The following is a 13,502-nucleotide window of genomic DNA, read 5'->3' as shown; positions in this document are numbered from 1 at the left end:
GCGGTGAGGGCGGTGAGGGCGGACGGGCCGACGGGCCGACGGGGCGGTGAGGGCGGACGGGCCGTTCCTGTCCGGGGTCGGCGGCCTCGCGTCCGGTGGGTCCGGGGTCGGCGGCGCCGCGACCGGCGGGTCAGGTTCCTGTCCGGTGGCGTTCGGCGTCGGTGCGGGCCAGGTCGCGTGAGCGGCGGGCCGGTCCGGACCAGCCGCAGGTGCAGCGGGCGAGACAGAACGAGCCGCGTTCGGTGGTGGTCGTCGAATGGTCCTGAGCTGCGGGAACGGGTTCCGCCTGGGTGAGGGTGACGGGCTGCGGGGCCGCGCACGCCGGGGTGCGCCGGGCGGGGAGGAAAGCTTCCTGATGCACGCGTCCACGGTACTGGTGGGGCGGCCCGGACGGGAGGGGGTGCCGCGGGCCCGCCGCCGATCGGGGTGGCCCGGCGTGACGGGGGACGGTGGCCGTCGTTATGCGGGACGGGCGAGGGCCCGGTTCCGGCGTGACGTCGTTGGGGGTTGGCAGGCGATGGTGGTGCGGCAGCACAGGTGCGAAGGCGCGGCACTGGCTGTCCGCGCGCTGGCCGTGGCAGGCGTGTTCGCGGTGCTGGCCGGCTGTTCCGGCGGGGGGAGCGGGACGGTCGCGGGCGCTCCGGCGGACGAGCCGCCCGCGCGGGTGCTCGACCGGGCGGCGGACGTGCTCGCCGAATCCGGAGGGGCGGAGACCAACACCTCGATGGAGACCTCGGCCGGTGGCACCAGGGTGACCATCCGGGGCCAGGGGGCGTACGACTTCCGCAGGCAGCTCGGCCGGATCAAGGTGGTGCTGCCGAAGGACGCCGCCGGGACGGACGAGCACCGGCCGATCACCGAGCTGCTGACGCCCGGCGCGCTCTACATGAAGAACCGGGGTGCCGGGGTCCCGGAAGGCAAGTGGGTGCGGATCGACACCACGGTGCTGGCGGACGGCAACCTCGTCACCGGCGGGGTCACCGACCCGATGGCCGCCGCCGAGCTGCTGCGCGGGGCCCGGGGTGTGACGTACGTGGGGCGGACCGAGCTGGCGGGCATCGGGGTCCGCCACTACCGGGGGACGGCGGACATCGGCAGCGCGGCGGGGGCCGCCTCGCCCCTGTCGCGGGCGGCGCTGTCCGCCGCGGCGGACGGGTTCCGCACGCACGCGGTGCCCTTCGACGCCTACCTGGACGACGAGGGCCGGCTCCGGAAGGTGCGCCACCGCTTCACCTTCGCGGCCGAGGGCCCGGCGGTGACGGTGGTCTCGACGATGCTGCTGTACGGGTTCGGAACGCCGGTCGCCGTGGAGTTGCCGGACGGGGCGGACCTCTACACGGGCGAGATCCGGCAGAGCTGAGACGGTGGCGGTGGCGGTGGTGACGGCGGCAGGGGGCGTGACGGCGGCAGGGGGTTCGGGTCGGCACCCCGGCCCGTACCGATGGCTGGTTTTCGACGTTCGTACGGGTTCGGGCGGGGTGTCCGCAGGGGCAACCGGCCAGGCGTACGGGTGTTCGGTGGGGGAGAGCAGTCCTCTTGGGAGGGGCCGAAATGGCCCGTCCGTGTCATGCGCGCGGCGCTTGCCGGTCCCTACGCTTGGAGTCTGTGCGCCGAAGGACTCTCCCGTGATCCGTGGTGGATCAGTGTGCGGCGTCGGACGCGGTGCATCGCGGGGCAAAGGGGCGTGCGCATCCGGGATGTATGCGGACGTTCCGGCAACGCGGCCGGGGCCGGTCCGAACGGAAGGCCCCGGGTTCCACGGCCGTGGTCGCGCATCCGCCAGGGACCGCGGGACAGCCCCGAGGGCCGGCGACGGCAGAGAGAAGAGGTGACGCAGGTGATGACGCTCAGCGCTCCGAACGCACAGGAGTACGTGGCCCTCGCCGAGATCGAGCTCTGCGGCGAGCTGATGATCGCCGCATCCTCCAGCCCCGAGGACCGGCTCAGCCCGGACCGCATCGACGAGGTGCTCAACGCGGGCGAGGCCGCCGGTCCGTCCGGCGGCATCCCTCACCAGTCCGAACGCAGGTCCTGACCCGCCCGGACCGAGTGGCACGTGTCACGTGCGCGGAGAGGCGGACCGGAAGCGCGCGGGAGGCTGGCCGGAGATCGCACCGGGGCCGGCCCGGGACGCACGGGGCATCGGCCGGGAGGCCGCGCAGGTGTCGGGCAGGGGCCGCACGGGAGTCGGACCGGGGCCGGACTGGTGTCGCACCGGCGCAGCGCCCGGACGTACGGGGCGTCAGGTGCGGAGCAGGCGGGCGATGGCCCTGGTGGCCTCGTCGACCTTCGCGTCGATCTCGTCCCCGCCCTTGACGGCGGCGTCGGCGACGCAGTGGCGGAGGTGTTCCTCCAGCAGCTGGAGCGCGAAGGACTGCAGCGCCTTGGTGGACGCCGAGACCTGGGTGAGTATGTCGATGCAGTAGGTGTCCTCGTCCACCATCCGCTGGAGACCGCGGATCTGACCCTCGATCCGGCGCAGGCGTTTGAGGTGCTCGTCCTTCTGGTGGTGGTAGCCGTGGACGCCCCGGTCGTGGTCGGTGACGACACCGGCCGGACCCGCGGGCGGGGTCCCGGCGGGGTCCGGGGAGGTGGGGCCGGTCTGGCCGGCGGCGTCGGTGGTGGTCATGGGGTCCTCCCGTTGTGTCGTACCCGGCCGTGTCGGCGACCGGGTCCGCGGTCGTGCCGGTGACCGCCGCAGTGACCGGGCCGGCGACCGCGGCGGCGACCGGGCAGGCGGTCGCACCCACTCCGACCGGCCGTGTCGCCGGATGCCGCCCGGACTCTTCCCCGGCTGTATACCCCGGGCGGGTATAGGGTAACGAATCGAGCCGAAACGTGACCCGGGGGCCGTGCTGATCACGCTGGTGGATGGGCGACACTGAAGAATGCCGGTTAGCCGTGGCCGGATGATGCGCCTAGCATCAGCCTGACCGAACCCAAAGCATCCCGAGGACCCCACGTGCGCTTTCGTCTGACCCCCAGGGAGACGAGCTTCTACGACATGTTTTCCGCATCAGCGGACAACATCGTCACGGGCTCGAAACTCCTGATGGAACTGCTCGGAGCGGATTCTTCCTCCCGGGCCGAGATCGCGGAGCGCATGCGGGCGGCCGAGCACGCGGGGGACGATGCCACCCACGCGATCTTCCACCAGCTGAACTCCTCCTTCATCACGCCGTTCGACCGCGAGGACATCTACAACCTCGCCTCGTCGCTCGACGACATCATGGACTTCATGGAGGAGGCCGTCGACCTGGTCGTTCTGTACCAGGTGGAGGAGCTTCCGAAGGGTGTCGAGCAGCAGATCGAGGTGCTGGCCCGGGCGGCGGAGCTGACCGCCGAGGCCATGCCGGGGCTGCGGACCATGGACAACCTCACCGAGTACTGGATCGAGGTCAACCGGCTGGAGAACCAGGCGGACCAGATCCACCGCAAGCTGCTCGCCCACCTCTTCAACGGCAAGTACGACGCCATCGAGGTGCTCAAGCTGAAGCAGATCGTGGACGTGCTGGAAGAGGCGGCCGACGCGTTCGAGCACGTCGCCAACACCGTGGAGACCATCGCGGTCAAGGAGTCCTGACTTCAGTGGACACCTTTGCGCTGATCGTGACCGTTGCTGTCGCGCTCGGCTTCACGTATACGAACGGCTTCCACGACTCCGCGAACGCCATCGCCACCTCGGTCTCCACGCGGGCGCTGACCCCGCGGGCGGCTCTGGCGATGGCCGCGGTGATGAACCTGGCCGGTGCGTTCCTCGGGCAGGGCGTCGCGAAGACGGTCAGCGAGGGGCTCATCGCCACGCCCGAGGGTTCGAAGGGGATGGGCATCCTCTTCGCTGCGCTGGTCGGCGCGGTCATCTGGAACCTTGTGACCTGGTACTTCGGTCTGCCGTCCTCCTCCTCGCACGCCCTCTTCGGCGGCATGGTCGGAGCGGCGCTGGCCGGCGGGACGATGGTGCACTGGGACGGGGTGCTGGAGAAGATCGTCATCCCGATGTTCCTCTCCCCGGTCATCGGCCTGGTCGTCGGCTATCTCTTCATGGTCGCGATCATGTGGATGTTCCGGAAGGCCAATCCGCACAAGGCCAAGCGCGGTTTCCGGATCGCGCAGACGGTCTCGGCGGCTGCCATGGCCCTCGGCCACGGTCTCCAGGACGCGCAGAAGACGATGGGTATCGTCGTGATGGCCCTGGTCATCGCCGACGTCGAGGGTCCGAACGACGAGATCCCGGTCTGGGTCAAGATCGTCTGTGCCCTGATGCTCTCGCTCGGTACGTACGCGGGCGGCTGGCGCATCATGCGCACGCTCGGCCGGAAGATCATCGAGCTGGACCCGCCGCAGGGCTTCGCGGCCGAGATGACCGGCGCGTCGATCATGTTCGGTTCGTCGTTCCTCTTCCACGCCCCGATCTCCACCACGCACGTCATCACCTCCGCGATCATGGGTGTCGGCGCGACCAAGCGGGTCAACGCGGTCCGCTGGGGCGTCGCCAAGAACATCATCCTGGGCTGGTTCATCACCATGCCTGCGGCGGCACTGGTCGCCGCGGCGAGCTACGGCATCGTGTATCTGCTCTTCGGCTGACACGTGACGGCCGGGTGCACGAACCGCCTGGTGCACGGACCGCCTGGTGCACGGACCGCCGGGTGCACGAACCGCCGGGCGCACGGACCGCCGAGGCCAAAACCCTTCGTATGTGGGGCCGCCCCCGTTCTCTTCGCAGAGAACGGGGGCGGCCCCTTTTCGGCCTTACGGTGGCACCGCCATGCAGCACCGCGAGGCTGTTCGGGGTCCGCCGCCCGGGGTGTCCGGGGCGGCGGCGGAGGGCTGGACCGGTTCGTCCGAAGCGGCCCGAGACCTGGTGCGGGCTTATCCGAAGCGGCCCGAGATGTAGTCCTCGGTGGCCTGGACCGAGGGGTTGGCGAAGATCCGTTCCGTCTCGTCTATCTCGATGAGACGGCCCGGCTTGCCGACCGCGGCGAGGTTGAAGAAGGCCGTGCGGTCGGAGACGCGCGCCGCCTGCTGCATGTTGTGCGTCACGATGACGATCGTGAAGCGCTCCTTCAGCTCGCTGATCAGGTCCTCGACCGCGAGGGTCGAGATCGGGTCGAGCGCGGAGCAGGGCTCGTCCATCAGCAGGACCTCGGGCTCGACCGCGATGGCGCGGGCGATGCAGAGTCGCTGCTGCTGGCCGCCGGAGAGGCCGGAGCCGGGCTTGTTCAGGCGGTCCTTGACCTCGTTCCAGAGGTTGGCGCCCTGGAGCGACTTCTCGACGACGTCGTTCAGCTCGCTCTTGCGGTACTTGCCGTTCAGCCTCAGGCCCGCCGCGACGTTGTCGAAGATCGACATGGTCGGGAACGGGTTGGGGCGCTGGAAGACCATGCCGACCGTGCGGCGCACGGAGACCGGGTCGACGTTCGATCCGTACAGGTTCTCGTCGTCGAGCAGCACCTTGCCTTCGACGCGGCCACCGGGGGTGACCTCGTGCATCCGGTTCAGGGTGCGCAGGAAGGTGGACTTGCCGCAGCCGGAGGGGCCGATGAAGGCCGTCACGGAGCGGGGTTCCACGGTCATCGAGATGTCCTCGATGGCCTTGTGGGAGCCGTAGTAGGCGGTGAGGCCGCTGACGTCGATGCGCTTCGCCATCTGAATCACTGCTTCTTTCGTGGCCGCGGTCAGCGGCTGGTCTTCGGGGCCTTCCAGCGGGCGATGCCGCGGGCCACCAGGTTGAGGATCATGACGAAGGCGATCAGCACCAGTGCCGCACCCCAGGCGCGGTCGTACGACGCCTCGGAACCGACCTTGTACTGCTCCCAGATGTAGTAGGGGAGCGAGGACTGCGGGTCGCTGAAGGGGTTGGTGTTGATCAGCTGGCTGCCGAAGACGAGCAGGATGATCGGCGCGGTCTCACCGGCGACGCGGGCGATGGCGAGCATGACGCCCGTGGCGATGCCGCCGATCGCGGTCGGCAGGACCACCTTCAGGATGGTGCGCCACTTCGGGATGCCGAGGGCGAAGGACGCCTCGCGCAGCTCGTTCGGGACGAGCTTGAGCATTTCCTCCGTGGAGCGGACCACGACCGGGATCATCAGGATCGACAGGGCGAGCGAGCCCATGAGGCCGGAGGGCCCCAGGTCGGCCATGAGCATGATCGACAGGATGAAGAGGCCGGCGACGATGGACGGGATGCCGGTCATCACGTCGACGAAGAAGGTGACGGCCTTGGCGAGGGCGCCCCTGCCGTACTCGACCAGGTAGACGGCGGTGAGCAGGCCGATCGGCGCGGAGATGACGGTGGCGATGCCGACCTGCTCCAGGGTGCCGATCAGTGCGTGGTAGACGCCGCCGCCGGGCTCGGTGGAGAGCACACCGGCCATCGAGTGGGTGAGGAAGTAGCCGTCGAGGACCTTCGCGCCGCGGCTCACCGTCGTCCAGACGAGGGAGGCGAGCGGGACGACCGCGAGGATGAAGCAGACCCAGACGACGCTGGTCGCGAGGCGGTCCTTCGCCTGGCGCTGGTTCTCGATCACGGTGGTGGTGACGTAGGAGATCGCCAGGAAGAGCAGCGCGGCGATCAGGCCCCACTGGACGTGGCTGTCGAGTCCGGCCGCGGCGCCGATGCCGACTCCGAGGACGATCGCGGCGGCGGCGAAGCCGAGGGGGGCCCAGCGGGGGAGGGCGCGGCTGCTGAGGGCGCCCCGGGACGGGGTCCGGCGGTCCTGGACGCCGGTCGGTGCGTGGCTCATGCGTTGGCCCCCGAGTACTCCTTGCGGCGGGCGATGATGAGCCGGGCCGCGCCGTTGACCAGCAGGGTGAGCACGAAGAGGACGAGACCGGAGGCGATCAGGGCGTCACGCCCGAGCTGGGTGGCCTCGTCGAACTTCGCGGCGATGTTCTGGGCGAAGGTGCCGCCGCCCGGGTTGAGCAGGTGGAACGAGATGAGGAAGCTGGGCGAGAGGACCGTGGCGACGGCCATCGTCTCGCCGAGCGCGCGCCCGAGGCCGAGCATCGAGGCGGAGATGACGCCGGAGCGCCCGAAGGGCAGCACCGAGAGGCGGATGACCTCCCAGCGGGTGGCGCCCAGTGCCAGGGCGGCTTCCTCGTTCATCCGGGGGACCTGGAGGAAGACCTCGCGGCTGACGCTGGTCACGATCGGCAGGATCATGATCGCGAGCAGGATGCCGACGGTGAAGAGCGAGCGGGCGACGCCGACCTCGGTCTTCTCGAAGAGGTAGGTCCAGCCGAAGTACTGGTCGAGCCAGAGGTTGAGGCCCTCCAGGTGCGGGACCAGGACGAGGGCGCCCCAGATGCCGTAGACGATCGAGGGGACCGCGGCGAGCAGGTCGACGACGTAGGAGAGGGGGGCGGCCAGCTTGCGCGGCGCGTAGTGCGAGATGAAGAGGGCGATGCCGACGGCGACCGGGACCGCGATGACCATCGCGACGATCGAGCTGACGACGGTGCCGAAGAGCAGGACCGCGATGCCGAAGACCGGCGGGTCGCCCGCCGGGTTCCAGTCGAAGGTGGTGAGGAAGTTGCCCTCGTCCTTCGAGACGGCGAGCGCGGCGCGGTAGGTGAGGAACACGGCGATGGACGCCATGATCACCAGGAGCAGGATGCCCGAGCCCCGGGAGAGGCCGAGGAAGATCTTGTCGCCGGCGCGGCCGGTGGACTTCGCCGGGCGGGTCTGACGGGCCGGCGGGGCCGGTGGGATGTCTATCGGTGTGGTGGAGGCCATGGTCTTTCCGGTCTGTGTGGGGGAGCGGGGCTCCCCTGGCGGCGGTGCACCGGATGGGATCGCGCGGCGGCCGGTCGGTGGCCGAGGCCCTCGCGGGTCTGCTGCCGTACCGGCCGCCGGTCGTTCGTGTCCGTACGGCCCGGTCCGGGTCGGGGCCGGGCCGTACGGGCTTCCGCCGGAGGCGGAGGGGGGTGGAGCGGGTCGAGCGGTGGAGCGGTGATTACGAGAGGGCGGCGATGGTCTCGCGGACCTTCGTGTTGATCTCGGCCGGGATCGGCGCGTAGCCGGCCTCGGTGAGGACCTTCTGGCCCGCGTCGGAGGCGGTGTAGGTCAGGAAGGACTTGACCGTCGGGAGGGTCTCGGCCTTGTTGCCGGTGTCGCAGACGACCTCGTAGGTGACGAGGACGATCGGGTAGGCGTTCTCGGCCTTGGTGGTGTAGTCGAGGTCGAGCGCCAGGTCCTTGCCGGTGCCCTTGATCTTGGCGGCGGCGATGGCGGCGGAGGCGTTCTCCGGGGTGGCCTTGACCGGGGCGGAGGCGCCGGTGTTGATGTCGACGGTGGAGATCGACTGCGAGGTGGCGTAGGAGAGCTCGAAGTAGCCGATCGCGCCGTCGACCTGCTTCACCTGGGCGGCGACACCGGCGGAGCCGGTCGCGGCCTGGCCACCGGGGGCCGGCCACTTCTTCTCGGGCTCGTACTTCCAGTTGTCACCGGCGGTGGCGGCGAGGTACTTGCCGAGGTTCTGCGTGGTGCCGGAGTCCTCGGAGCGGTGGAAGGGCTGGATCGCCTTGTCCGGCAGCTTGACGCCCGGGTTGAGCTTGGCGATGGCCGCGTCGTTCCACTTCTTGATCTTCGTGTCGAAGATCTTCGCGAGGGTGGGGGCGTCCAGCGTCAGGCTGTCGACACCTTCGAGGTGGAAGCCGATCGCGATCGGGCCGCCGACCATCGGGAGGTTGATGCCCTGGCCGGTCTTGCAGATCTTCTTCGAGTCGGCGACCTCTTCCGGCTTCAGCGCGGAGTCGGAGCCGGCGAAGCCGACGGTGCCCTGGTTGAAGGCGATGATGCCCTCACCGGAGGAGGAGGACTTGTAGTTGACCTCGACGCCGGAACAGGCGGCCATGTAGTTCTTCACCCAGAGGTCCACGGCGTTCTTCTGCGCGCTGGAACCGGAGGCGAGGAGCTGGCCGGTGGCGCCGTCGCAGGAGATGTCCGAGGCGGCGGCCGAGGCGGACTGGCTGGACCCGCCGGTCGTGCTGCTGCTGGTGGTGTTGTCGTCCGAACCGCACGCCGTGAGGACCAGGGCGCCGGAGACGGCGAGGGCACCGAGCGCGGTGGCACGAAGCCGGTTCTTGCGCTGAAGCTTCACTTTCGGGTGTTCCTTCCAGGAGCCGCCGTGGTCGATACGTTCTACGACGGCGTGCGATGAGGAATGGTGTGTTGGCTGGGTGCCTCGCACCGTGTAAGTCCGAAATTAGGCAGAACAGGTGAAGCGCCCTACGGGAGGGAGTGAACGGAAGGTGAACCGTGTCGGACGGTGCGGGGTCGCGGGCGCGCGTGACGCCCCGGGAGCCGTCCGGCCCGGGGTGAGGGAGTGTGCACCGTGTTGACGCGCGGGAGCGGCCGGGGAGGGCGGCGCGCCGCCGCGTCGACGCGTGCGGGAGCGGCCGGGGCGGGGGAGCGTGGCGCCGTGCCGACCGCGCGGGTGGACGGGTCCGCGGGGTGTCCGGCCCGGGGTTCCCGGCCGGTCAGGCGTCCGGCAGGGCGGTGACCAGCGCGTCGAGCGGTACCCGGTCGGCGGGGCGGGTCAGCCGGTCGCGGGCGGCGGCGGGGGAGAGCCAGGCGACGCGGTCCACCTCGTCGTTGGGGACGAAGGCGCCGCCGGTGGCGGGGGCCTCCCAGTAGAAGACTTCCTTGGGGTGCCCGTTCACCTCGTAGCGCAGGGTCGGCAGCGCGGCGCCGGGCTCGCAGTGGTGGCCGGTCTCCTCCAGGACCTCGCGCACCGCCGCCTCCCGCGCGCTCTCGCCGCGCTTCAGCTTTCCCTTGGGGTGCGACCAGTCGTCGTAGCGCGGCCGGTGCACGAGGCAGACCTCCAGGGCGCCGTCGTACGGGGAGTGGCGCCAGAGCACGCAGCCGGCGGCGAGCACCGGGCCGGGCGAGCTCATGGCGCCGGTACGGCCGCCGCGTACGGCCAGGTCTCGCGGAACACGCAGCGGGCGGCGTCGACCTCGTGGCGCTGGTCGGCGTGGAGGACGCCGAGGGCGTACGCGGTGGCGGGGGCGATGCGCGGGGTGCGGGCCGCCGCCGACGCGGCGGAGGCGGCCTCGGAGGCCTCCCGGTGCAGGTCGAGGGCGTGTTCCGGGCCGGTGAGGACGGGGTCGGGCTCCCCGGCCACGACTTCGTGGGCGTACCGGTGGAGGCGGAGCAGCAGCCGGATCTGGTGCCAGTGCGCGTCGTGCGCCTCGTTGTAGACGTCGGCGGACTCCCCGGGCGGGAGGGCGGCGACGGCGCCGAGCAGCCGGCCGCGGGCGTGTTCGGAGGGGCCGAGGAGGGTTTCGGCGGCGGGGGCGCCGGCCGCGCCGGTGAGCGGGACCTCGGAGGCGAGCAGGGCGACGGAGTCGGCGACGGCGTGGAACCGGGAGGAGCCGAGCGCTTGGAGCGCGGCGGAGTGGGCGCGGGTGCGGGCCAGGGTGAGCTGGCGTTCCAGCAGCGCCCCGGCGCGGGCGGCGCCGACGTCGAGGGCCGCCCGGTCCGTGGCGGTGCCGGACCCCGTGCCGGTGGCGGCGGCCTTGCCGGTGCCGGTGCGGGCGGCCGGGAGGTGGGCGCCGGAGAGCCGGTGGAGCGCTTCGAGGAGGCGCAGGAGCCGGGTGGAGCAGTCGTGCTCGCGGGCGAGGGTGCCGGAGAGCCAGGCCAGCTCGGCGCGGAGCTGGTCGGCCCAGCCGGGGTCGAGGAGCCCCTTGAAGGTGTGCAGGGTGCCGCTGATGCGGCGGGCGGAGCGGCGCAGCGCGCGGGCGGCCTCCTCCGCGCCCCGGCCGCCGGCGTCGGTGGGGGCGCTCTGTTCGCGGTGCAGGCGCAGACTCCGGAGGAAGTCGGCCGCCTGGGCGCGGAGGTAGGGCGCGAGGACCGCCTCGGCGGAGAGTGCCGTGGCGGTACCGGGCGTCTGCTGGTCAGGGCGTCGCACGCCTGCGCCTCCGTGCGTCGATGAGCATTTCCTGTACGTGCCGCAGGGGCTGGCCGTCGGCGTCCGTGGAGTGGCGGGTCCATTCGCCGTCGGGACCCAGGTGCCACGAGGAGGTGGTGTCGGCCATGCCGGTCTCCAGGAGTCGGCTGAGTGCGGCGCGGTGGGCGGGGTCGGTGACCCGGACCAGGGCTTCGATCCGGCGGTCGAGGTTGCGGTGCATCATGTCGGCGCTGCCGAACCAGACCTCGGGTTCGCCTCCGTTGCCGAAGGAGAAGAGCCGCGAGTGTTCGAGGAAGCGGCCGAGTATCGACCGGACCCGGACGTTCTCGGAGAGGCCGGGGACGCCGGGGCGGATCGCGCAGATGCCGCGTACCCAGATGTCCACGGGGACGCCGGCCTGCGAGGCCCGGTAGCAGGCGTCGATGATCGCTTCGTCGACCATGGAGTTGACCTTGAAGCGGACGTAGGAGGGGCGCCCGGCGCGGTGGTGGGCGATCTCCTTGTTGATGCGGGCGACGAGCCCGTCGCGGAGGGACTTGGGGGCGACGAGCAGGCGGCGATAGGTCTCGCGGCGGGAGTAGCCGGAGAGCCGGTTGAAGAGGTCGGAGAGGTCGGCGCCGACCTGGGGGTCGGCGGTGAGCAGGCCGATGTCCTCGTAGAGCCGGGCCGTCTTGGGGTGGTAGTTGCCGGTGCCGACGTGGGAGTAGCGGCGCAGGGTGTCGCCCTCCTGGCGGACGACGAGCGACAGCTTGCAGTGGGTCTTCAGCCCGACGAGGCCGTAGACGACGTGGCAGCCGGCCTCTTCGAGCTTGCGGGCCCACTTGATGTTGGCCTGTTCGTCGAAGCGGGCCTTGATCTCGACGAGGACGAGGACCTGCTTGCCGGATTCGGCGGCGTCGATGAGGGCGTCCACTATCGGGGAGTCGCCGGAGGTGCGGTAGAGCGTCTGCTTGATCGCCAGTACGTCCGGGTCGCCCGCCGCCTGTTCCAGGAACGCCTGGACGGAGGTGGAGAAGGAGTCGTACGGGTGGTGGAGGAGGACGTCGCGTTCGCGGAGGGCGGCGAAGACGTCCGGCGCGGACGCGGATTCGACCTCGGCGAGGTCGCGGTGGGTGCCGGCGATGAACTTGGGGTACTTCAGCTCCTGCCGGTCCAGCGACGCTATGCCGAAGAGCCCGGTGAGGTCGAGCGGGCCGGGCAGCGGGTAGACCTCGGCGTCGGTGACCTTCAGCTCGCGGACGAGCAGGTCGAGGACGTAGGGGTCGATGGACTCCTCGACCTCCAGGCGGACCGGCGGGCCGAAGCGGCGCCGCATGAGTTCCTTCTCCAGGGCCTGGAGGAGGTTCTCGGCGTCGTCCTCCTCGACCTCCAGGTCCTCGTTGCGGGTGACCCGGAACATGTGGTGGGCGAGCACTTCCATGCCGGGGAAGAGCTCTTCGAGGTGGGCGGCGATGACGTCCTCGATGGGGACGTACCGCTGCGGGGACGCCTCCAGGAACCGGGTGAGCAGCGGCGGCACCTTGACGCGGGCGAAGTGGCGGTGGCCGCTGACCGGGTTGCGTACGACGACGGCGAGGTTGAGCGAGAGGCCGGAGATGTACGGGAAGGGGTGCGCCGGGTCCACCGCGAGGGGGGTGAGGACGGGGAAGACGCGCTGGCGGAAGAAGGTGAAGAGGCGGGCCTGTTCCTTCTCCGTCAGGTCGGGCCAGCGGATCAGCTGGATGCCCTCGTCGGAGAGGGCGGGGGCGATGTCCTGCTGGTAGCAGGCGGCGTGCCGGGCCATGAGCTCGCGGGAGCGGGTCCAGATCTGTTCCAGGACCTCGCGGGGCTGGAGTCCGGACGCGGAGCGGGAGGCGACGCCGGTCGCGATGCGGCGCTTGAGTCCGGCGACGCGGACCATGAAGAACTCGTCCAGGTTCGACGCGAAGATGGCGAGGAAGTTGGCCCGTTCGAGGAGGGGGGTCGCGGGGTCCTCGGCCAGTTCGAGAACGCGTTCGTTGAATGCGAGCCAGCTGCGTTCCCGGTCGAGGAAGCGGTCCGCCGGGAGGCTGGCGCCGTCGCGGCGCGGCTCGTAGGAGTCGGCGTCGGCGTCGAGGTCGGGGTCGAGGTCGGCGGCGGTGGAGAACCCCGAGGAGCCCAGCGAGCCCTTGGACACCGCGGGCGGGCGATGAGCGGCGATGGACCCCACCGACGGCTGGGCCGGAGGAGTCGACGAGGCGGGCTGGACCGGGACGTCGGCGCTGGGCTGCTGGCTCATGGACCCATTCTTCCCGCTGAATGGCCCAATGGGCGCGTCGGAGCGGGGAAAGATCGCGGAAGGTCCGGGAGGGTGCCGGGGCTTTCCGTTGCGGGGGGCGGGTACAGCTGGCTGCATTCCGTGAGCGTCGCAAGCGTGTCTGAACGGACGGTAACGGCGACATGACATGCGGGAAGCGGTGTGGACGCGGGGTGGTGGCCCCGGGGGGCGCTCACCTGCCCGTACGCGCCCCCGTGCGGATACCGGGGGCGGGTATGACCGCGTTGTCCGGTTGCCGGGGCGGTGGCGGACCGTGTACGGCCGGGCCGTGCGGGCTCCCCCTCGTG

13 protein-coding genes are annotated in these 13,502 nt (G+C 71.1%); 4 read left to right on the top strand and 9 right to left on the bottom strand.

Features of this window, described 5'->3' with window-relative positions; genetic code table 11:
* Positions 1–130: 130 nt before the first annotated feature.
* Complete coding sequence (locus ACFWEE_RS14875; RefSeq protein WP_386889203.1) at positions 131–361, bottom strand: hypothetical protein; 231 nt, start codon at positions 359–361, stop codon at positions 131–133.
* 156 nt (positions 362–517) lie between these two features.
* On the opposite strand from ACFWEE_RS14875, the gene ACFWEE_RS14870 reads away from it, so the two are divergent.
* Positions 518–1,360 (top strand): hypothetical protein, encoded by an 843-nt coding sequence (locus ACFWEE_RS14870; RefSeq protein WP_386889201.1) that lies wholly within the window; start codon positions 518–520, stop codon positions 1,358–1,360.
* A gap of 480 nt (positions 1,361–1,840) precedes the next feature.
* Positions 1,841–2,035, top strand: a complete 195-nt coding sequence (locus ACFWEE_RS14865) for a hypothetical protein (RefSeq protein ID WP_386889200.1) — start codon at positions 1,841–1,843, stop codon at positions 2,033–2,035.
* A 207-nt stretch (positions 2,036–2,242) separates the two neighbouring features.
* Here the strand turns inward: ACFWEE_RS14865 and ACFWEE_RS14860 are convergent, their stop codons facing one another.
* Positions 2,243–2,629 (bottom strand): metal-sensitive transcriptional regulator, encoded by a 387-nt coding sequence (locus ACFWEE_RS14860; protein ID WP_386889198.1) that lies wholly within the window; start codon positions 2,627–2,629, stop codon positions 2,243–2,245.
* Between the two features lie 333 nt (positions 2,630–2,962).
* Between ACFWEE_RS14860 and ACFWEE_RS14855 the strand changes: the two genes are divergently transcribed.
* A complete protein-coding gene (locus tag ACFWEE_RS14855; RefSeq protein ID WP_266706158.1) occupies positions 2,963–3,583 on the top strand; it encodes a DUF47 domain-containing protein in 621 nt (206 codons plus the stop codon).
* Positions 3,584–3,588: 5 nt separating this feature from the next.
* Positions 3,589–4,587, top strand: a complete 999-nt coding sequence (locus tag ACFWEE_RS14850) for an anion permease (RefSeq protein WP_386889196.1) — start codon at positions 3,589–3,591, stop codon at positions 4,585–4,587.
* 285 nt (positions 4,588–4,872) lie between these two features.
* Here ACFWEE_RS14850 and pstB read toward each other — a convergent pair whose 3' ends face one another.
* The 7 genes from pstB to ACFWEE_RS14815 form a co-directional block, all read right to left on the bottom strand.
* On the bottom strand, positions 4,873–5,649 hold the full coding sequence (gene pstB / locus ACFWEE_RS14845; protein ID WP_386889194.1) for a phosphate ABC transporter ATP-binding protein PstB: 777 nt from the start codon (positions 5,647–5,649) through the stop codon (positions 4,873–4,875).
* A gap of 29 nt (positions 5,650–5,678) precedes the next feature.
* Positions 5,679–6,749, bottom strand: coding sequence for a phosphate ABC transporter permease PstA (gene pstA / locus ACFWEE_RS14840; protein ID WP_386889192.1), 1,071 nt, complete (start codon positions 6,747–6,749; stop codon positions 5,679–5,681).
* Positions 6,746–7,741 (bottom strand): phosphate ABC transporter permease subunit PstC, encoded by a 996-nt coding sequence (gene pstC / locus ACFWEE_RS14835; protein WP_386889190.1) that lies wholly within the window; start codon positions 7,739–7,741, stop codon positions 6,746–6,748. Before pstC ends, pstA begins: the two co-directional genes overlap by 4 nt.
* A gap of 220 nt (positions 7,742–7,961) precedes the next feature.
* A complete protein-coding gene (gene pstS, locus ACFWEE_RS14830) occupies positions 7,962–9,107 on the bottom strand; it encodes a phosphate ABC transporter substrate-binding protein PstS (RefSeq protein ID WP_386889188.1) in 1,146 nt (381 codons plus the stop codon).
* A 379-nt stretch (positions 9,108–9,486) separates the two neighbouring features.
* On the bottom strand, positions 9,487–9,903 hold the full coding sequence (locus tag ACFWEE_RS14825; protein ID WP_386889187.1) for an NUDIX hydrolase: 417 nt from the start codon (positions 9,901–9,903) through the stop codon (positions 9,487–9,489).
* Positions 9,900–10,919 carry a CHAD domain-containing protein gene (locus ACFWEE_RS14820; RefSeq protein WP_386889186.1) on the bottom strand — a complete coding sequence of 340 codons (1,020 nt, stop codon included), beginning with the start codon at positions 10,917–10,919 and terminating at the stop codon, positions 9,900–9,902. Before ACFWEE_RS14820 ends, ACFWEE_RS14825 begins: the two co-directional genes overlap by 4 nt.
* Positions 10,906–13,176, bottom strand: coding sequence for an RNA degradosome polyphosphate kinase (locus ACFWEE_RS14815; protein ID WP_386889185.1), 2,271 nt, complete (start codon positions 13,174–13,176; stop codon positions 10,906–10,908). Before ACFWEE_RS14815 ends, ACFWEE_RS14820 begins: the two co-directional genes overlap by 14 nt.
* Positions 13,177–13,502: the final 326 nt, after the last annotated feature.

This window comes from Streptomyces sp. NPDC060184 (assembly GCF_042728795.1).
Lineage (GTDB): Bacteria > Actinomycetota > Actinomycetes > Streptomycetales > Streptomycetaceae > Streptomyces.
Note: the sequence above shows the minus strand (reverse complement) of the source record. Positions and strands in the feature narration are given on the sequence as shown.